The sequence below is a fragment of the Streptomyces sp. NPDC001068 genome (assembly GCF_042897315.1).
Taxonomy (GTDB): domain Bacteria; phylum Actinomycetota; class Actinomycetes; order Streptomycetales; family Streptomycetaceae; genus Streptomyces.
In genome coordinates, this window is the sequence record NZ_JBIAYD010000005.1 from 404,156 (window position 1) to 422,078 (window position 17,923).

Annotated in this window: 22 protein-coding genes; 7 read left to right on the forward strand and 15 right to left on the reverse strand. The window is 71.7% G+C overall.

Annotated elements, in window-relative coordinates; translation table 11 throughout:
* The first annotated feature begins 367 nt into the window (after positions 1 to 367).
* The gene (locus ACFY3I_RS16845; RefSeq protein WP_390861205.1) at positions 368 to 1,372 is read left to right on the forward strand and encodes an AI-2E family transporter; all 1,005 of its coding nucleotides are present in this window, start codon (positions 368 to 370) and stop codon (positions 1,370 to 1,372) included.
* 144 nt (positions 1,373 to 1,516) lie between these two features.
* Here ACFY3I_RS16845 and ACFY3I_RS16850 read toward each other — a convergent pair whose 3' ends face one another.
* Positions 1,517 to 2,659 carry an FAD-dependent oxidoreductase gene (locus ACFY3I_RS16850; RefSeq protein WP_390861206.1) on the reverse strand — a complete coding sequence of 381 codons (1,143 nt, stop codon included), beginning with the start codon at positions 2,657 to 2,659 and terminating at the stop codon, positions 1,517 to 1,519.
* Between the two features lie 134 nt (positions 2,660 to 2,793).
* Here ACFY3I_RS16850 and ACFY3I_RS16855 point away from each other — a divergent pair, with 134 nt between their 5' ends.
* Positions 2,794 to 3,396, forward strand: coding sequence for a TetR/AcrR family transcriptional regulator (locus ACFY3I_RS16855; RefSeq protein ID WP_390861208.1), 603 nt, complete (start codon positions 2,794 to 2,796; stop codon positions 3,394 to 3,396).
* Positions 3,397 to 3,525: 129 nt separating this feature from the next.
* Here the strand turns inward: ACFY3I_RS16855 and ACFY3I_RS16860 are convergent, their stop codons facing one another.
* The 12 genes from ACFY3I_RS16860 to ACFY3I_RS16915 all read right to left on the reverse strand — a co-directional run bounded on the left by ACFY3I_RS16860 (position 3,526) and on the right by ACFY3I_RS16915 (position 12,446).
* Complete coding sequence (locus tag ACFY3I_RS16860; protein WP_390861210.1) at positions 3,526 to 3,837, reverse strand: DUF3040 domain-containing protein; 312 nt, start codon at positions 3,835 to 3,837, stop codon at positions 3,526 to 3,528.
* A 300-nt stretch (positions 3,838 to 4,137) separates the two neighbouring features.
* Positions 4,138 to 4,404: a DUF4235 domain-containing protein gene (locus tag ACFY3I_RS16865; protein ID WP_390861211.1), complete on the reverse strand. Its 267-nt coding sequence runs from the start codon at positions 4,402 to 4,404 to the stop codon at positions 4,138 to 4,140.
* A 5-nt stretch (positions 4,405 to 4,409) separates the two neighbouring features.
* A complete protein-coding gene (locus ACFY3I_RS16870; protein WP_390861212.1) occupies positions 4,410 to 4,802 on the reverse strand; it encodes a DUF3618 domain-containing protein in 393 nt (130 codons plus the stop codon).
* Entirely contained in the window at positions 4,799 to 5,206 is a 408-nt protein-coding gene (locus ACFY3I_RS16875) for a phage holin family protein (protein WP_390861213.1), read from the reverse strand. The genes ACFY3I_RS16870 and ACFY3I_RS16875 overlap by 4 nt, the downstream gene beginning before the upstream one ends.
* A 562-nt stretch (positions 5,207 to 5,768) precedes the next feature.
* Positions 5,769 to 6,158: a hypothetical protein gene (locus ACFY3I_RS16880; RefSeq protein ID WP_390861214.1), complete on the reverse strand. Its 390-nt coding sequence runs from the start codon at positions 6,156 to 6,158 to the stop codon at positions 5,769 to 5,771.
* A 92-nt stretch (positions 6,159 to 6,250) separates the two neighbouring features.
* The gene (locus ACFY3I_RS16885; RefSeq protein WP_390861215.1) at positions 6,251 to 7,855 is read right to left on the reverse strand and encodes a SpoIIE family protein phosphatase; all 1,605 of its coding nucleotides are present in this window, start codon (positions 7,853 to 7,855) and stop codon (positions 6,251 to 6,253) included.
* Entirely contained in the window at positions 7,845 to 9,305 is a 1,461-nt protein-coding gene (locus tag ACFY3I_RS16890) for a sensor histidine kinase (RefSeq protein ID WP_390861216.1), read from the reverse strand. Before ACFY3I_RS16890 ends, ACFY3I_RS16885 begins: the two co-directional genes overlap by 11 nt.
* Positions 9,306 to 9,323: 18 nt before the next feature.
* Positions 9,324 to 10,382 (reverse strand): ATP-binding protein, encoded by a 1,059-nt coding sequence (locus ACFY3I_RS16895; RefSeq protein WP_390861217.1) that lies wholly within the window; start codon positions 10,380 to 10,382, stop codon positions 9,324 to 9,326.
* The gene (locus ACFY3I_RS16900) at positions 10,370 to 10,792 is read right to left on the reverse strand and encodes an anti-sigma regulatory factor (RefSeq protein ID WP_390861218.1); all 423 of its coding nucleotides are present in this window, start codon (positions 10,790 to 10,792) and stop codon (positions 10,370 to 10,372) included. Before ACFY3I_RS16900 ends, ACFY3I_RS16895 begins: the two co-directional genes overlap by 13 nt.
* Positions 10,789 to 11,160, reverse strand: coding sequence for an STAS domain-containing protein (locus ACFY3I_RS16905; RefSeq protein ID WP_390861219.1), 372 nt, complete (start codon positions 11,158 to 11,160; stop codon positions 10,789 to 10,791). Before ACFY3I_RS16905 ends, ACFY3I_RS16900 begins: the two co-directional genes overlap by 4 nt.
* Positions 11,157 to 12,008, reverse strand: a complete 852-nt coding sequence (locus ACFY3I_RS16910) for an STAS domain-containing protein (RefSeq protein ID WP_390861220.1) — start codon at positions 12,006 to 12,008, stop codon at positions 11,157 to 11,159. Before ACFY3I_RS16910 ends, ACFY3I_RS16905 begins: the two co-directional genes overlap by 4 nt.
* A gap of 75 nt (positions 12,009 to 12,083) precedes the next feature.
* On the reverse strand, positions 12,084 to 12,446 hold the full coding sequence (locus ACFY3I_RS16915) for an STAS domain-containing protein (protein WP_390861221.1): 363 nt from the start codon (positions 12,444 to 12,446) through the stop codon (positions 12,084 to 12,086).
* A gap of 176 nt (positions 12,447 to 12,622) precedes the next feature.
* Here ACFY3I_RS16915 and ACFY3I_RS16920 point away from each other — a divergent pair, with 176 nt between their 5' ends.
* From ACFY3I_RS16920 to ACFY3I_RS16930, 3 genes are all read left to right on the forward strand, one after another.
* Positions 12,623 to 13,111, forward strand: a complete 489-nt coding sequence (locus ACFY3I_RS16920; protein WP_390861222.1) for an ATP-binding protein — start codon at positions 12,623 to 12,625, stop codon at positions 13,109 to 13,111.
* A 295-nt stretch (positions 13,112 to 13,406) separates the two neighbouring features.
* Positions 13,407 to 14,195, forward strand: coding sequence for a Rieske 2Fe-2S domain-containing protein (locus tag ACFY3I_RS16925; RefSeq protein WP_390861223.1), 789 nt, complete (start codon positions 13,407 to 13,409; stop codon positions 14,193 to 14,195).
* A gap of 316 nt (positions 14,196 to 14,511) precedes the next feature.
* Positions 14,512 to 15,291, forward strand: coding sequence for a VOC family protein (locus ACFY3I_RS16930; RefSeq protein WP_390861224.1), 780 nt, complete (start codon positions 14,512 to 14,514; stop codon positions 15,289 to 15,291).
* A 177-nt stretch (positions 15,292 to 15,468) separates the two neighbouring features.
* On the opposite strand, the gene ACFY3I_RS16935 is transcribed toward ACFY3I_RS16930, so the two are convergent.
* Entirely contained in the window at positions 15,469 to 15,732 is a 264-nt protein-coding gene (locus ACFY3I_RS16935; protein WP_390861225.1) for a hypothetical protein, read from the reverse strand.
* 426 nt (positions 15,733 to 16,158) lie between these two features.
* On the opposite strand from ACFY3I_RS16935, the gene ACFY3I_RS16940 reads away from it, so the two are divergent.
* Positions 16,159 to 16,476: an ANTAR domain-containing protein gene (locus ACFY3I_RS16940; protein ID WP_390861226.1), complete on the forward strand. Its 318-nt coding sequence runs from the start codon at positions 16,159 to 16,161 to the stop codon at positions 16,474 to 16,476.
* A 97-nt stretch (positions 16,477 to 16,573) separates the two neighbouring features.
* Positions 16,574 to 16,948 (forward strand): STAS domain-containing protein, encoded by a 375-nt coding sequence (locus ACFY3I_RS16945; RefSeq protein WP_365294630.1) that lies wholly within the window; start codon positions 16,574 to 16,576, stop codon positions 16,946 to 16,948.
* An 18-nt stretch (positions 16,949 to 16,966) separates the two neighbouring features.
* Here the strand turns inward: ACFY3I_RS16945 and ACFY3I_RS16950 are convergent, their stop codons facing one another.
* Complete coding sequence (locus ACFY3I_RS16950; protein ID WP_390861227.1) at positions 16,967 to 17,854, reverse strand: helix-turn-helix transcriptional regulator; 888 nt, start codon at positions 17,852 to 17,854, stop codon at positions 16,967 to 16,969.
* Between the last annotated feature and the right edge of the window lie 69 nt (positions 17,855 to 17,923).

Sequence of the window (17,923 nt, forward strand, 5' to 3'; positions counted from 1 at the left end):
TGGCCTCGGGGGACGGTACCGCCGGCCCCGGGGTCGGTCTTCGCGCCGTGTTCGCCCGCTCGCGAAGGGTTCCGGTGGAGCGTCCTGGTAACCCGGGGCCTGTCCCGTCCGCACCGTCCCGGGCGAACAGCGGCCAGGGGCGCCGCCCGCGGACACCGGCGCCTGTCCGAGACAGTCCAGCAGAGGGGGAACGATGTCGGCGCAGTCCGGGTCGGAGACCGGCCGCGAGAAACACGGCACCGGTGGCGGGAACGTGCCGCACGCCGTCGGCGAAGGGCCCTCTGACGGCCCGCCGGCATCCTCGTCCGAACTCCACGAGCATTCGCGGCCGGTCTCGCGCGGGCGGCCCCGGCGGTCATGGGTGACCGTGGGGTTCGCCCTGGGCCTGGGGGCGAGCCTGGCGTGGCTGGCCGTCCAGACGGTTCTGCGGGTCGGCTCGATGCTGACGTTGCTGCTGCTGGCGGTGTTCGTCGCGATCAGCCTGGAGCCGTTCGTCGTGTGGTTCACGCGCCGTGGCCTGCGGCGGGGCTTGGCCGTCGCGATCGTGCTGACGGGATTCGTCGCGGTCCTCGGCGGGTTCCTGGCCCTGGTGATCCCGCCGGTGACCAAGGAGGTGTCCGCCCTGGTCGACGCCGTACCGGGCTGGCTGCAGCAACTCCACGACCACCACTCGGCGATCGGGCGCCTGGAGGACCGCTACCACGTGGTGGAGAAGGCCAGGCAGCAGATCGGCTCGGGAGGCGGCGCGGGCGGCCTGGCCGGGGGAGTCCTGGGCGCCGGCCAGCTCGTCCTGAGCACCCTCACGTCCATCGCGATCGTGATCACGGTGACCCTGTACTGCATGGCGGCGCTGCCGGCCATCAAGGATTTCAGCCTCCGCTTCGTCGCGGTCAGCCACCGCGATCGCGTCGAGGGCATGGCCGACGAGATCATGAACCGGATCGGCAAGTTCATGCTCGGCAACCTCGTGACCTCGGGTATCGCCGGAGCGGCGACCTCCGGCTGGTGCGCGGCCACCGGTGTGCCCTATGCCGCGGCCCTGGGTGTCTTCACGGCCCTGATGGACATGATCCCGATCGTCGGCTCCACCCTGGCGGGCATCGTGGTCAGCCTCGTCGCACTGTCCGTGTCGCTGCCCGTCGCGATCGCCACGGCCGTCTTCTACATCGTCTTCCGGGTCGCCGAGGACTACCTCATCGTGCCGCGGGCCATGAAGTTCGCCGTCGACGTCCATCCGCTGGTCACCGTGGTGGCCGTGCTGATCGGCGGTGCGCTCCTCGGCATCATCGGCGCCCTGGTCGCCATCCCGGCGGCCGTCGCCGTCGGCCTGGTCCTGGACGAGTACGTCTTTCCCAAGAAGGAGCGGACGTGACGCCACGCGGCCGGACGCGTTTCCGGACCGATGCCGGGAGGCGGGCCCACCTTCCCCATATGGAGATCCGCCGTGCCGTGGGTCTCAGCGGCGGCGACCGCCGGACCACCGGCACGGATGTCCCGAGTGGCCAGGTGCGGGTGTTCAGGGCCGGGGGTCGTCGTCGCCGGGGTCGGGGAAGTCGGTGGTCAGCAGGTGCTCGGCGCCGCCTTCGAGGGCTCGGGCGGTCTCGGCGGAGCGGGGGAGCATGGTCTTCTCGTAGGCGCGGACGGCGTCGCCGACGGTCGCGGCGTTCGCCAGGGACAGGGCGAGGTCGCTCGCGTCGAGCATGGCGAGGTTGACGCCGACGCCGAGGGGCGGCATGAGGTGGGCGGCGTCGCCGAGCAGGGTCGCGGTCGGCGCGTGTCCCCAGGTGTGCGGCACGGGCAGGGCGAGGATCGGGCGGTCGACGTAGGGGCCGTCGTTGTCGGTGATCAGCTGCTTCATGCGGGGTGACCAGAGGGCGTAGTGCTCCAGGAGCCGGGCGCGGATGCCTGCGGTGTCCTGGGGCGCCAGGCCACCGGCGGTGATCCAGTCGGCGGGGAGGCGCTGGACCAGGTAGACGCGGATGTGGTCGTCGCCGTTGCGCTGGGCGAACATGCCGCGTTCGCCGTCGGCGGCGTGCGCACCGCCCTGGCCGACCAGTTCGGCGATGTCGGGGTGACGGGCTTCGACGTCGGAGAACCACGCTTCCAGGAAGCTGATCCCGGTGTATCGCGGGACGGCCGGTGAGAGTGCCCGGCGAACCCTGGAGAAGGCGCCGTCGGCCCCGATGACCAGGTCGGTCTCGGTGGTGGTGCCGTCGGTGAAGTGCAGCAGGCGGGGTCCGTGGGCGGGACCGCCGACATGGTCGAGGCCGTGCCCCCAGCGCACCGTGCCGGGGTGAAGGGAGCCGAGCACCAGGTCACGCAGCCGGCCACGGTCGATTTCCGGCTTGAACAGCTCGTCGGGAGCGGGGATCTGGTGGGAGGTGATCGCGCCTGCCGTGTTCAGCCGGCGCATCTCCTGCCCTTCGGGGCGGGCCAGCTCGAAGAACTCGTCGAGCAGGCCGGCTTCGCGCAGGGCGATCTGGCCGTTGTCGGCGTGCAGGTCCAGGGTGCCGCCCTGGTCGCGTGCGTCGGGGCCGGCGTCGCGGTCGTGGACCGTGACCGCGAGGCCGTGCCGCTGGAGGATCCGGGCGCAGGTCAGGCCGCCCGGCCCGGCTCCGATGATGCTGATCCGGGCTTCCGAGGGGCTCGGGGAGGTCATGGATTCGTCCTTCGCTGTGCAGGGAGGGCGCAGGACCGTGCCGGGTCCTGACCCGCGGGACGAAAAGTAGAGTAGATAGAAAAGTAGAACGTGACAACTCTTCTTCGGGTGGCACCTTCGGATAGGGTCGCGGCATGACCGAGCCCGTTGTCAGCCGCCGAGAGCGCAAGAAGGCCGCCACCCGGCAGGCGATCGCCGACGCCGCACTGCGACTGTTCCTGGAACGCGGCTACGACCGCGTGAGCATCAAAGACATCGCCGAGACCGCGGACGTGTCGACCGCCACGGTGTTCAAGCACTTCACCGGCAAGGAAGCCCTCGTGTTCGACCAGGAGGAGAGCACGGACGCACGCCTGACCGCGGCCGTACGGGAACGGCCCGAAGGGCAGAGCGTGCTCGACGCCCTGCGGGAGCACGTGCTCGCCACCTGGCTGCCGATCGCCGAGCACCCGCAGCGAGTGGAGTTCACCGACCTGGTCAACTCCACGCCGGTGCTTCGCGCCTACGCCGAACGCATGTGGACCCGGCACGCCGACACCCTCAGCGCGGCCATCGCCGACGAGTACGGCGTGGACCACGACAACCTCGCCTGCGCCACCCTGGCCCGTTTCGTCCTGGAGATCCCCGGCCTGGCCCAACGGCAGAAGGACCGCGGGGCGGCAGTGGAGGAGGTCTTCGGCATCCTCGGCAACGGCTGGCGGCCGCCCGGCCGCCAGGACGGCTCCGGCGGCGCGTAGGCAACGGAGGACCGTGTCGAGCGCCGCCGAAGTGTGCGTGTGCGGTCGGGCCGGTTCCGGTCCGACGCGGCACCTCGCGGGACGAACGGCCGGCGACGGCGCCCAGGTGCCCCGTCCCGGCGGCCGCGGTCACGGCCTGCCGCGGCCCTCGCCGCCGGGCGTACGCCGCGCCAGCCGGAGGGCCAGCAGCAGCGTGACCGGCCACAGCGCGGCGAAGCCCCCCAGGACGGCGAGGCTGGAGGTGAGGATTCCCAGGACGAGGAGGAGCAGGGACGCACAGGTCAGGGCGGCCACCGACAGGGGCAGCCACGGCCGGGTGTCCACGCGTCCCATCCGCCGGACCAGTCGCCGGTCGGCGTTGAGCTGCCCCTCTATGTGCCACAGGACGAGGCGTTCGTGCGTCGACAGCACGACGTCGTCCGGGTCGTTGCGATTCTCCACGGTGAGCGCCTCATTCGTCCGCGTCCGCGCCACTGGAACGCTCCGCCCGGAGGGGCGCGGCCGTCCTGGGCCTGTGCGCGGTCGGGTTCCCCGCAGGAGCCCGCCGACGCTTCCCGGTCGTACGGAGCGCGGGCCGAAGCACGCGCGTACGACGGGCGCTTCCCCTCGCGCAGGTCTTCTCGCGTGCGGTCGGCTCGTCCGCGCCGCGGCTCAGGTGCCCTGCGCGCGAAACCGGCGCCCGCCCGCAAGGGCTGCCGCCGACGCCGACACCTCGCGGCGGCGGCGCGCGGCGGCGGCACGTCAGCCGGGCCAGGTTCCGGTCAGGCCGCGGACGCCGACGGCTCCCGCCCGGTACACGGCCGCCTTCACCGTCGCGAAGATCGCGCCCTGGAGCGTGGCGGCGAGGAGTACCTCCGGCCAGGACCGGTTCTCGTCGGTGGCGTCCGGCGCGTCGTCTTCGTGGGCCAGTACCTTCCACGTCCGCTTGAACAGCGCTCCCGCGGCCAGGCCCGCGGCCATGCCGAGGGCCATGCCCACCGGTTTGTAAGCGATCTTCGACGCCTTCATCCGGCTCACCTCTTCGTACGGCGGCCGACCAGCCAGATCACGACGGCCGCACCCGCCACCGTCCACAGGATCCTGCGATTGTCCTGTGCCAGCCGTGCGAACTGCGAAGCCCTGTGCGTGACGGGCTCGGGCAGCCGCTCCTGCGCCTGATGAGCGGCCTCGCCGGCCTTCGCCTTCAGCTCCCCGGCCTTGTCGGCGGCCTGCTTCTTCAGCCGCTCGCCCTTCTCGGCGGCCTGCTCATTGACTTCGGCGCCCTTCTGCCGGGCACGCGCCTTGACGTCGGTCTTCGCCGCCAGGTCCTGAACGGTCTCCCCGAGCTCGGTACGGGTCTGCTCGACCTGCATACGGAGTTCTTCGGGGCTGGATGCGGTGGGTTCGTCGTGGGGCGGCTGGGTCATCGGTGCGCACTCTCCTTGATCGTGGCCACGTCGGCCTTCACGTTCTCGACCGTCTGCTCGGGCGTGGGCGGAGCCGCCCGTCCGAACTGCTTCCTGCCGCTCTTGAGCAGCACCGCGGCGATCACCGCGAGGGCGGCGGGGACGATCAGACCCGCCGCCCAGACCGGCAGCACCACGGCGAGCGCGGCGATGACGCCGGTGACCAACGCCTGGAGCATCAGGAACCCGATGACACCGGCGCCGCCGAACAGGCCGCCTCCCTTGCCGTAGTGCCTGCCCTTCTCCTTCATCTCCGCCTGCGCCAGCCTCAGTTCGCCGCGCACCAGCTCGGTCAGCTGCTGCGAGGCGAGTTGCACCAGCTCACTCACCGACTCCTGGCCGGAGCGCTCCGTGCTGGGGCCCATCGAGGCATGGTGCGGCTCCGCACTCGACACGGCGCTCACCTCCCGTTCCGTTTCCGCCCGCCGGGCCTGTCGGCCCGGGGTCGCAGGCGCGAGTACCCAGAACGGCCGGGTCAAGGACAACCGCCGGATGCCGGCCACGTCCCAGCTCCGAGTGGAACGAGGTCCGGTGCAGGGCCCCTTGTCGCGTGGCGGGCGTCCGCGACGGCCTCGTCGGTTCCTCGCGCACCGCGTGCCGCGCGCCGAGCACCGCGCGGCACAACGGTACAACTCACCGACGGGGGAGGGGTGGTGGCGAAATCGGGTTCGAGCGGGAAGCGCTCGGGAGAAGCGCGGGCCGCGGGGGCGGCCTCTCCGGCTCACGGGCTGAACCGGAGAAGCCTGTACCGAGCCGGCTCCCCCCGGGGGAAACGCTGCCGCACCCGGTCTTGACGTCCGAGTCCCCCGCCTGATCGTCCTCAGACCTGATCGAACCGGTCGGCACGGCACGACATCGACGCGGGTAGTGGCTCGGGGAATCATCGGCGGACCGCTCCGGGCAGGGCGGCCGACGAGCACGGCCCGTTCAAGGACGCGGCAGGGGGGCCATGGCACCGCCGTACCCCCCGGAGAGCGAGACGGTACCGCCGCGCCGTACGAGATCGATCGCCGCGTGCAGCGCGCCCGGCCGGTCCGCGCCCGCCTTCTCCATGAGTGGCTGGGCCGCGCGTCGGGCAGGAGTCAGGTCGTCCGACGGCCGGTCCCGGAGGATGTGTGTGTCCGAGGTGCCCAGGAAGTGGGCCAAATGGCGATGGGTCGGTACACGGGTGGTGCGGGTGGTGTCGGACAAGGTGAGGTCATGGAAATCGAGCGCCTTAACACCGCGTGTGCTCCCGGCTCCCTCCGGGCCGAACCGTTCCGCGCCCGCATGGGCCCCGGCCTCGTACGCCGCCGCACCGGACATGTGGACGCGCACGCGCGGACGGAAGCCCCGGACCAGCCGTCGTGACCGCCGAGACCGGTGGAACGACCGTCGCCCGCCGCCCGCGGGAAGGGCATCCCGATGTCCTACGAGAGCAGAGCTGTGATCAGTGCGATGTCGTCGTCCTTGCTCCGCCCGAAGCGGTCGAGCAGCAGGTCGCACATGTCCTCCAGGTCGGCCGGGCCGCCGGCGACGGTGTCGCGCAGTTCGGCGAGGCTGGCGTCGAGCGTGGTGGTGCGGACCTCGACGAGGCCGTCCGTGACCATGAGCAGCCGGGTCCCGGGCGGGGCGGCGAGGACGGCGGGCGGCGGATGGGGGAGTCCCAGTCCCAGCAGCGGCCCGTGCGGGTGGTGGAAGCGGGGACCTTCCCGCGGGTCGATCACCAGCGGGGGGATGTGACCGGCGTTGGCGATGTGCAGGCGGTGGTCCGGGGTGACGAGGGCGAGACAGAGGGTGACCGTGATGCCGGGCTGGGACTGACGCAGGAGCGTTTCGAGCCGTTGCAGGATGTGATGCGGAGGATGGCCCTCGATGGCGTAGGCGCGCAGGGCGTGGCGTACCTCGCCCATGACGGTGGCGGCGGTCAGCGAATGGCCGACGACGTCTCCGATGGCGAGCAGCAGGCCGTTGACGGTCTGTACCGCCTCGTAGAAGTCGCCGCCGATCTCCGCGTGTTCGGAGGCGGGCAGGTAGCGGAAGGCCAGCTCGACACCCGGGACGGTCGGCATCTCCTTGGGGAGGAAGGAGCGTTGCAGGGCGAGGCCCAGGGCGTGTTCCTCGTTGAAGGTGCGCAGTGCCTCGAGCGCCAGCGCGCTGGAGTTGGCGAGCTGCTGGAAGCACTGTTCGTCGTCGGTACCGTGCAGGGCGGCGGCGGGCACCGCGAGGCAGACCGGGGGACGGCCGCGCTTGGTACGGGCGACCGCCAGAGCGATGTCCCCCTGGAGACGGTCGGCGGGCAGCAGGGCCCGCCACTGGCCCGCGGGGAGACGGGTGATCGCGATGCCGGTCTCCTCGTGCAGGCAGCGGGCCGCCAGTTGGTCGGGAAGTCCGGGAGGGACCGGGTGCGTGCGTACGGTGCTCCCCGGCCCCTCGATCGTGCTGTGCACCGCCTGTCCCTGCGGTGAGAGGAACACCGCGGTGGCCGGACCGGCCAGCACGGCCGCCGCCCCGCCGGTCGCCGCGGAGGCGAAGGAGTGGAATCCGACAGCGCTGTAGACGTCCAGCGTCGCGCTGTTCAGTGCCATCAGGCGCTGCGCGAGCCGCTCGGCGCGTCGGCGGGCCCTCGTGTAGCGCAGGGTGGCGGTGACGGTGGCGAGGAGTTCGCCGGGGTCGATCGGCTGGTCGAGGTAGGCGTCCGCACCCCGTCGCAGGCCCTCCGCGTGGTCGTCCGGGCTCATCGCGGCGGCGGAGATCTGGATGATCGGCAGATGGGCCGTCCGCGGGGAGCCCTTGACGCGTTCGCTGACCTCGAAGCCGCTCATGTCCGGGAGGAGGACGTCGATGATCGCCAGGTCCGGAAGCGCGTCGGTGGGTGTGGAGTCCAGGCGGCCCAGGCCCTGCTCGCCCGTCGCGACGGCGGTCACGGCGTGTCCCGCGCGCTTCAGCCAACTGGTGAGCAGGTAGCGGTTCGTCTCGTTGTCGTCGATGACGAGGACGGTGGCGGGCAGGAGGTCCTCGGCTCTACCGGTCACGGCTCGTTCCTCCCGCGTCTGGTTCCTTCGGGTACATGTGACCGAGATCCGGCAGGCGTATGCGTACCCGGGTGCCGGCGCCGGCCTGACTGGTGAGGGTGAGGGACCCGCCGAGGAGTTCGGTGAGGGTACGGGCGTACGGCAGGCCCAGCCCGGTGCCCGGCCGCTTGCTCTGCAGCGGGCCGCGAACCTGGTAGAACGCCTCGAAGACGCGGTCGAGTTCCTCCGGAGGGATACCGACGCCCGTGTCGGTGACGGTCAACAGGACCGCGGGGGCGGCGGGTTCCGGGTCCGCGGTGACGGTCAGGCGTACCTCGCCCTGTTCGGTGAACTTCAGGGCGTTGGAGAGGACGTTGCGCAGGATCCGGACCAGCAGGGTCTCGTCGGTGACCAGCGTCGGATACCGCTCCAGTCCGGGGGTGGCCAGCGTGACGCCCTCCCGGCCGTGGCTGCTGAGGAGGAGCCGGCTCAGGTGGGTGACGAGCAGGCGCAGGTCGACGGGTTCCGGGTGGATGGCGAGGTGGCCTGCTTCGGCCTTCGCGACATCGAGGAGGTCGTTGACCAGTGACAGGAGCGAGTGGCCGGACGATGCGATGAGTTCGACCTGCTCCCGCTGTTCACCGACGAGGGGCGGGGAACTGGGGGCCAGCAGCAGCCTGGAGAGGGCGACCACGGAGTTGACGGGAGTGCGCAGCTCGTGGCTGATGTTCGTCCAGAACCGGGTCTTCGCCTCACTTGCCTCCTGCAACTGGTGGCGCTTGTCCTCCAGTTCGGAGTGGAGCGCCAGCACCCCGCTGTTGGTGGTCTCGAGCTCCTGGGTCAGCTCCGAGTACAGGGCGAGTACTCCGCGGTTGGTCTCCTCCAGCTCCTCGTTGAGCCGGCGGAGCTCCTCCCGCTGGGCGCGGGTCTCCTCCAGTGTGGCGATCAAATCCCTTGTCTGCGCGCGGAGATGGTCGGCCTCGGTGGTTCCGGTGCCGCCGTGGAGGGCCTCGGCCAGCCGGTTCTGCCGCTCGTCGGGCTTCGTGTCGTCGGCGGGGAGCGGCTGGGTGATGACGACGCGGCCGAGGGGCGCGCCCGCCTCCTGGTCGACCTGTACGAGCTTCCCGACGAGGTCGAGCGTGTCCGGGGCGGGCGGGGGTCCGCCGCTCCAGGAGAACGTGACGACGAGGGCCGTGGGCCGGTCCGCCCCGTCCAGCCCGAAGGTGACCTCCAGGTCGTGGCAGCCGAGCCGGTCCCTGCCGAGTTCGCTCAGCGCGGTCGCCAGCCGGACCTGGTCCTGCCGGTCCAACGCCAGTGCGGCGGCCGCCTGTTGAGCGCTTCGGCGCAGGCTGAAGACGTCCTGGGCGGAGAAGAGGCGGAAACGTGTCACCCGGCCGGTCGGGACGGACGCCGGACGTGCGCGCCGCTCGCGGCTGCCCGGAGTCCGCTCAAGCCCGTTGGGCGTCATCATCACCTCGCCCGTCCTCGGTCACCAGGCCCCCTTGACGACCACGACACTCGCGTCGTCCCGCCGGACACCTGCTTCACGGAGCAGGTGTCCGGCCACGACGAGCGGTGAGTGGCCCAGCAGGCCCGGCAGCGTCTCGTGGTTCCAGCGTTCGGTCAGGCCGTCCGAGTGCATCACCAGGGCGCCGTGGTCGGGCAGCGGTTCCTCGAACGTCCTCAGACGCCGCATGTGCGCGCCGACGATTCCGGGAGCCGAGAGCAGTGCGCGGCGCGGGCCGTCACCGATGAGGAAACCGCTGACGTTGCCGATCCCGCAGTACAGCACCCGGCCCGCGTCGGGTTCGATCCGCGCCACGGCGACCGCTCCGCCACGTGTCCCGCGCAGGGCGGAGTGCACGGCGTCGAGGACGCCCGCCGGACTCGGGTCGCGTGCCTCGTGGAACGCCTTGACCGCCGCCTGACTGGCGCGGGCCGCGAGAGGCCCGTGTCCGAGACCGTCGCACAGCATCAGCAGGCTCACCGGCCGGCCGCTCCCGGCGGGGACGGTACGGAAGGCCCAGGCGTCCCCGCACACGGTCTCACCGCTGATGGGCCGGGTCAGGCCGGCGGCGGACGCGGCCGGCGGGGTGTGGACGGCCCTGCCGTCGGCGGTGCGGGGCCAGAACCGCGCGGTCATCACCGTGCCGCGGCCCGGCACGGAGTGCAGGTCGAAATGGTCGGAGAGCCGGGCGACCGCGCCCAGCCCGATCCCGAGGGTGCCGGCGCTGGACGCTCCGTCACTCAGCGCGGCACGTACGTCCGCCATGCCGGGGCCCGAATCGATGGTGAGGAACTCGACTCCGGCCAGACCGTCGGAGCGCACCACGCGCAGCAGCAACACTCCGTCCTCGGCGTGCCGTTGCAGGTTCGTGGCGGCCTCGGTGACGGCGAGGGCGACCTCGGCGCTGCGATGTGCGGCGAGCCCCAGCCGCCGGGCCAGCGTGGCCGCCGCGGCCCGGGCGGCCGGTGCCAGCGAGTCGCTGTCCCGGAACCACGCCACGTCCTCGCCGTCCACGGTGGTCGCGGTGTTCACCGCACCCACTTGACGATGGTCACGGCGGTGCCCTCGCCCGGTGCGGTGTTCAGCTCGAAGTCGTCGACGAGGCGACGGGCGCCGCTCAGGCCCAGGCCCAGGCCGCTGCCCGATGTCCAGCCGTCCGTCATCGCCTGCTCGACATCGGGGATACCGGGTCCCGTGTCCTCGAAGACGGCGGCCACCCCTCGTCTGCCGCGGGTGCTGACCAGGCCGGTCCGGACCGTCCCGCCGCCGCCGTAGGTCAGTGTGTTGCGGGCGAGTTCGCTCGCGGCTGTGATCATCTTCGTCTGGTCGACCAGGGAGAGGCCGCACTGCTGGGACAGCGTCCGGATGACCTGGCGGACGTGGACGAGGTCCGCGCTGCGCGCGATGGGATGGACCTGGAGCTCCTCTTCCGCTGTCCAGAGCGCGGTCATCGCGGGGCCGAACCGGAGGGCCGGCGCAGCTTCGCCAGGCCCTTCTCCAGGTCCAGGGCCGTACTCACACCGCCGAGTGACAGGCCCAGCTCGACCAGGGTGATGGCCACGGCCGGGCGCATGCCGACCACCACGGTACGGGCGTCGAGCATGCGGGAGATGGCGGCCATCGTCGCCAGCATGCGGCCCACGAAGGAGTCGACGATCTCCAGGGCGCTGATGTCGATGACGACACCCGTCGCCGACCTGGCGACGATCTGGTCGGCCAGATCCTCCTGGAGGTTCAGGACCGTCTGGTCCTCCAGGTCGGACTGGACGGAGACCAGCAGGATGTCTCCGATCCGCAGGACCGGGATGCGTTCGCTCATCGCTGCGCGCTCTGGTGCGTGACCATGTCCACGCCGGACCGGCGCAGGGCCAGCTTGAGCGCGTCGGCCAGGCTGGCCTTCGTCACGATCCCGTCGAACTCGATGCCGAGGGCCACGATGGTCTGCGCGATCTGCGGGCTGATCCCGGACACGGTGCACTCGGCGCCCATCAGCCGGGCGGCGACGATGGTCTTGAGGAGGTGCTGGGCGACCTGGGTGTCCACGGCGGGCACGCCGGTGATGTCGATGATCGCCTGCTCCGAACCGGTGTCGACGAGAGCCTGCAGCAGCTTCTCCATCACCACCTGGGTCCGTGCCGAGTCCAGGGTGCCGACCAGCGGTACGGCGATCACGCCGTCCCACAGCCGCACGACCGGCGTGGACAGCTCCAGGAGCTGCTCGGCCTGCGCGGTGATCAGCTCCTCCCGGGTCTGCGTGTAGGTCTCGATGGTGAAGAGCCCCAGGCCGTCCAGGATCCCGCCGAGCCGCAGATAGGCCTGGATCTCCGCCACGGACCCGTCCGCCAGCAGGGGTTCCAGCACCTGCTTCAGCGCGAAGACGCTGACGGCCGTCTCGCTCGGCGAGAACCCCTGGCGTGCGCGGTTGCGGGACAGTTCGGTCAGCAGGGCGCGGACCTCGTACATCTGCTCCGAGTGGACGTCGACCGCCCCCTCTCGCAGCGCCGCCACCAAGGCTTCGTACAGCTCCCGGAGTTCGCGGTCGACCTCGGCCCCGCTCACGCGATTGCCCAGCGACCGCGACACCTCGGCGACCCACACGGCGGCCAGGTCCCGGTCGTCGTCCGAAAGGAGCCTCACCAGCTCTACGGTGTTGCCCGGCTTCGCCATGTGGACGCTCCTTCGTTTTTCGTACTGATGTGCCAACACGCGGCTTGCGCAGCCTACGGCACGCCCTGTCGGGGGTCAGCTCTCCAGCGCCTCGCGCACCGTGGGGAGGCAGGGAATGAGAGCGTCGATGCCGACCAGTTGCAGTACCCGCAGCACGGTCGGCTGGGCGCAGGCCACGCGCAACCAGCCCTGGGCGTCCGCGGATGCGCGGTACGCGGCGATGAGCGCGTTGATGCCTGCCGAGTCCATGAAGGTCAGGTGGCTGAGATCGGCAACGGTCCGGGGTACCGTGGCGCCGGCCGGTGGCGTCAACGCCCCTCCGGCGAGGGCACGCGTGGTGTGGTCCAATTCGCCTCGCAGGGCGACCACCCGGATGCCGGCGACGGTGGATTCACTGACTGTCAGTTGGCCACGCTGGTTCGGGTGGGCGTCTGTCACCGAGTCCTCGACTGCGTTCGCTGGAGCGGCTGGGCCGCGAACTCCCTGTGCGAGGAGTCACCGCAGATACTACGGCGAACAGTGCCCACGGATCCGGGCACTTGGAGTAAGAAGAAACAAGAGGTGCGGCGCACGTGGCGGACGCTGAGGGACAAGGGGAGCGAAGGTGACGAAGCGTGCAGTCACTCGACGGTGACGGCGACGGGGAGACGCGTGCCCGTCCGACGACCGCCTTCTTCGCCCTGGACGAGGACGACACCTGCATAGCCCAGGCACGGCACCTCGCCGCGGAATTCCTCGGCCGCGCCCGGACCGACCAGCGCGTGGCGGTGTCCGCGCGGGCCGTGGACCTCACCAGGCTCGTGGTCAGCGAACTGGTCACCAACGCCCGCAAGTACGCCCCGGGACCCCTGTGGATGGAACTGCGCATCGCCGACGGGGCGGTGGAGGTGACCGTACGGGACAGCGGCCGCGCACATCCCGCCGCTCGACCGGGAGATCCGGGCAGGGTCGGTCAACACGGCCTGGAGATCGTCATGGCCGTCACCGAGTCGTTCGACGTCCGTCTCGAACCCTCCGGCAAGAGGGTCACCGCCCGGATCGCCCTGGCTGACGGCACCGTCGGAGAGGTGCGCCGCGCCGACGTGCCGCCGGGACCCCGCTGACAGCCACCTAGACCGTCGATGCGCTCGGGCCGTCGGCGGGGGCCGCTCGGGCCGTCGGCGGCGGCGCTCGGGCCGCGGGCGCTCGGCGGCGCCGCTCGTGGCCGTCCGGGTGGTGCCGTGAATCTTCCGTTTTGTCGTGTTCGGTCCTGGGGAACCGGCAGCTATGACCACTGCTCCGATGCGCCCGACACCGGCCGTCCGCACCGCCGCCCTCGTACCCCGTCTGCTGCGTTCCTGCACCGGTGCGCTCGACCGGGTGGAGCATGCCGAGGTTCTGGATCATTTCGTGAGACCCGTGCGTAAGGCCGTGAGGGTCCTGCCGCTCGGTCGGCTCCGCGATGTGCTCCACGGCCGTCAGCTCGGCCATCCGCTCCATCCGGTGCTGGTGCAGGTGCCGATGGGCGCCTGGCTGTCGTCCGCCGTCCTGGACCTCGTACCCGGCGCCGGGCGGTACGCCCGTGTCCTCGTGGGGGTGGGCACACTGGCGGCGCTGCCCGCCGCGTTGGCCGGATGGACGGACTGGGCGGAGCAGCACGAGCAGCAGATGCGGACCGGTCTGGTGCACGCGGCCGCCAACGCCGGCGCCGTGTCGCTCTTCGGAGCGTCGTTCGTCGTGCGCGGGCGGCGCCCGATGACCGGCCGGGCGCTCGGCTTCGGCGGTCTGGTCTGCGCGGGAGTCGGCGGGTTCGTGGGCGGCCATCTCGCCTACCGGCAGAGCGCGGGTGCGAACAAGGCGGAGCCCGTCCCCCATCTCGTGGCACCCGGCTGGCACCGGCTCGGCCCGGTGGACGCCTTCGAACCGGGTGTCCCCCAGCGGCTCATGCTCGGTGAGGTGCCCCTGCTGATCGTCCGCGACGAGGACGGCACCGTCGCGGCTCTGGCGGACCGGTGCAGTCACCTGTCGGGACCGCTGTCCGAGGGCGACATCGCGGAGGGCTGCGTGGTCTGCCCCTGGCACGGCAGTGTGTTCCGGCTGTCCGACGGCGCCCCGGTGCGCGGCCCCGCCACCGCGCCGCAACCGAGCTTCGAGACCAGGACCGAAGCGGACGGCATCCTTGCCGTCCGCCTGCCGGACGCGGGCTGAACCGGCGGGACAGGCCTCGCGCCTCCGCGCGGGCACCCCGCTCCCGGCGGGGGATCACCGGCATGCCGGCGTGACCGATGTGGCGGCGCGAAGTCCGGGAGCCGCTTCGGCGCCCCCTGCGTGTCCTTCCCGTTCGCTGCCGGCGTCGTCGGTCATCGGGCGAGTCCCCGGCAGGGCGGGGCTTTCGGGGGGCCGGGCCCGAGTCGCCGGGCGGTATCTCCAGACACGCCGCGGCGGCCCGAGCCCGTACGGCATCGCGAGGGAGGAGCCATGCGTACGGTGGGATTGTTACGGTAAGCGGCGACAGGTGACATTTGTGTCGAACTCCAGTCATGCGCTCTTCGGTGCTCCGTGCTGGGTCAGTCTGCTGACCCGGGACCTGCGCGCCGCGGAGGACTTCTACGGGGCCGTGCTGGGGTGGGAGTTCCGGTCGACCCGGCTCGGTGAGGAGTTCTCGGCCGCGCTCTTCGACGGCGTCCCGGTCGCCGGGATCGGGGCCCTGGCCGCCAGCCTGTCCGCGCCGGTTGCCTGGATCCCGTACTTCGCGGTGGACAAGGCGGACCTCGCCGCCTCCCGCATCCGTGAGCGCAGCGCCACCATCGCGGTGGGCCCGCTGCGCCTGGGCACCGGACGGGCGGTGCTGGCCGCCGACAGGGACGGGGCGGTCTTCGGAATCTGGGAAGGTGTCGAGATCCCGGACTGGACCGCGCACCGGCACGGGACGCCGGTCTGGCTCGAACTGCACACCCGCAACGCCTTCGAGTCGGTCATCTTCTACGCCGAGGTCCTCCTCTGGGCCGATGACCGGCCGCAGTCGGTCCAGGTGGCCTACGAGGACGACCGGGTCGTGCTGCGTCACGGCGGGCGGGCCGTCGCACAGATCATCGGCGGTGCCGTGGAGGCCGCTCCGGATCCACGGGTCCGTCCCCGCTGGCACGTCCACTTCGAAGTGGACGACGTCCGGGCCGCCGTCCGGGCCGCGACCCGTCTGGGCGGCAGCGCCGTGGAGCCGGTCCGGTCGGACGGCGCGAGGACCTGGGCGGCGCTCCGGGATCCGGACGGGGGAATGTTCACGGTCACGGCCAGACGTGCGTGACCGTGGCGCGGCATCAGGGCGAGACGAGGTCGGCGTGAGCGGCCCGCGCCCGGTCGGCGGCGACTGGGGCGTCGCCTGTTCCGGATGCCGGCCGCTCCGCCACTCCGATGGCCGCCGGATTCCTCGGCCGCCGTCCGCGCCTGTGCGGGGCACGGTTCGCCGGTGCGGCCGTGCGGGTCAGCCGGCTTGCCTCACCGCGTGCAGGGAGCCGGTGAGGGTGCCCTCCTGCTGTTCGTAGTGGGAGAGGGCGAGACCGAGGGCCATGAAGGTGGGTGCCCACTCGCCGACGAAGATGCCCCAGCGGTCGGCTCGCTCGACGCCGGCCTGCTCGGCCTTCATGCTGGTGACCCAGGACATGACGCTGAGGCCGATGGAGCCCATGCCGGCGAGGTAGGCGTGTTCGCTGCGGATGCCCATGTCGTGCATCTTCTTGATCACCATGGGGGCGCTCCGATCTGTAGCGGTTTCTGTCGGAGTACCACTCTCCGGTCGGCCCATTCACCCTTTATATGTGCATTTGGGATGAAGGTCTTGGGTGATCATGTTCAGGCCTGGTGAGCGCGGCGGCGCCTCCCCGGAACCGCCCGCGGCGTCTGCCCGGAGCGTGCCCGAACCATCCGCCTGGAGCGTGCCCACCCCGTCCGTCCGGAGCCCGCCCACCCCGTCCGTCCGGAGCGCGGACCGCCGTAGGTCGTCGGACGCAGTGGCCGGGATCACCCCGCGCTTTCTGTCGCGGCTTGATGATCTTCGACTTGTGGGGTAGATGATTGTCGTTCTGCAAGTATTCGCCCAGGCGGTGACGGCCGCCCGGGCAGGGAAGAACCCGGAGTCGCAGTCGATATGGAGTACTCGGGGAACGGGCGTCCCGTGCCCGGTGACATGCCGGGTCAGGTCCGGCAGGCGGACCTCGTAGGGCAGCTGGCACAGCTGAACCGGGAAATCGGCCAGCTGCAGGAAGCGATCGCCTCCCACGCGGTGATCGACCAGGCCATCGGCGTGGTCATCTCCCTGGGCAAACTCTCCCCGGAGCAGGGGTTCGAGGTGCTGCGGACGGTCTCCCAGCACACCAACACCAAACTCCGGAAAGTCGCCGCACTGATCGTGGACTGGCCGGCCGGCGGCCGACTGCCGGAAGACCTCCACGGGGCCCTCGAACAAGCCCTGACCGACGTACGGTCCCCCTGACCGCCCGTGCGGTGGACTTCACCGTCACCCCGGGCGGTCGCCCAAGACCGCCCTCCGCCCTCTTGCGGTCGCCGATCTTCGCGGCATACTCGCGGGCATGAGTTCCGCGAACGACGGCGACAGCCGGCCGGACCCGACCACGTCGCACGCGTCGGGGCTGCCCCATCTGACCCAGTACGAGCTGGAGGGTGCCTGGGTGGTGGCCGTCCACGGTGCGTTCGACGGCAACTCCGTCCCCCTCCTGGCGTCGGCCCTGCAGGACGCGGCGACCACGCACACGACGGTCGTCGTGGATGCCGCCGGCGTGACCTTCGCCGACTCCACGGTGCTGAACGTGCTGCTGAACTTCCACCGCGGACACCGCCTGCGTGTCGCCAGGCCCGCGCGGCAGCTTCTGCGGGTGCTGGAGCTGACCGGCGCGGACCAGGTCCTGGACGTCCGGGCGACGGTGGAGGACGCGGCCGCCCGCTGACAGGTGTGCCGGCCCCCGCTACGGGTGTCGGTCGCGCGGGGTGTCGGCTGTGCGGGGCTGTGCCGGGGCGGTGTTCCAGGAGGCGAGTATGCGCAGCGCCTCGTCGTCACGGCTGTCGGCTTCGGCGGTGAGCACCACGAACATCACCTGCGGGTCGTCCGGGCTTGCCCAGGTGTCGCATTCGAGGGTGAGGGGCCCGACGAGAGGGTGACGGTAGCGTTTGGTGCCGTGGGCCGTGTCCGACACGATCCGTCCGCCCCACCACTCGCGGAACTCAGGGCTGCGGACCGACAGTTCACCGACGAGTTCGGCCAGGCGGGAGTCGTCGGGGTTGCCGGCGGCCGCCATCCTCAGCCGGGCCGCGCTGATCCGTCCCGCGTCCTCCCAGTCGACGTGCAGATCCCGCATGACGGGGTCGAGGAACAGCAGCCGGACGTGGTTGCGCTCGCGGGCCGTCAGCTCGCCGAAGTCGCCGTACAGGGCGGCGGCAGCGGCGTTCCACGCGAGGATGTCGTCATGGCGGCCGAGGACCAGAGCGGGCAGGTGGCCGAGACCGTCGAGCATCCGCTGCACCGACGGCCGCACCCGCCGGGCCGAGCGGCGCCGCGGGGCGGCGGGCGCCTGGCCCGCCAGTTCGTACAGGTACGCCCGCTGCGCCCCGCCCAGCCGCAGTGCGCGCACGAGTGAGGCGAGCACGGTCGCGGACGCGGGCAGGCGTCCCTGCTCGATCCGGGTGTAGTAACCCGTACTCATCGCGGCCAGACGAGCGACCTCGTCGCGCCGCAGTCCGGGGACGCGCCGTACGGTCCCGTCGTCGCCCAGGCCGACCTGCGCGGGAGTCAGCTCGGCCCGGCGTGCCTTCAGGAACGCCCCGAGCTCGGAGCGGGGTGTGTGCGTGTCGGACATGACATCCACTATGCGCCAGGCCGAGGCCGTCCTGAGGGGGCGGAATTTTTCCCCTCACGCACCTGCCCC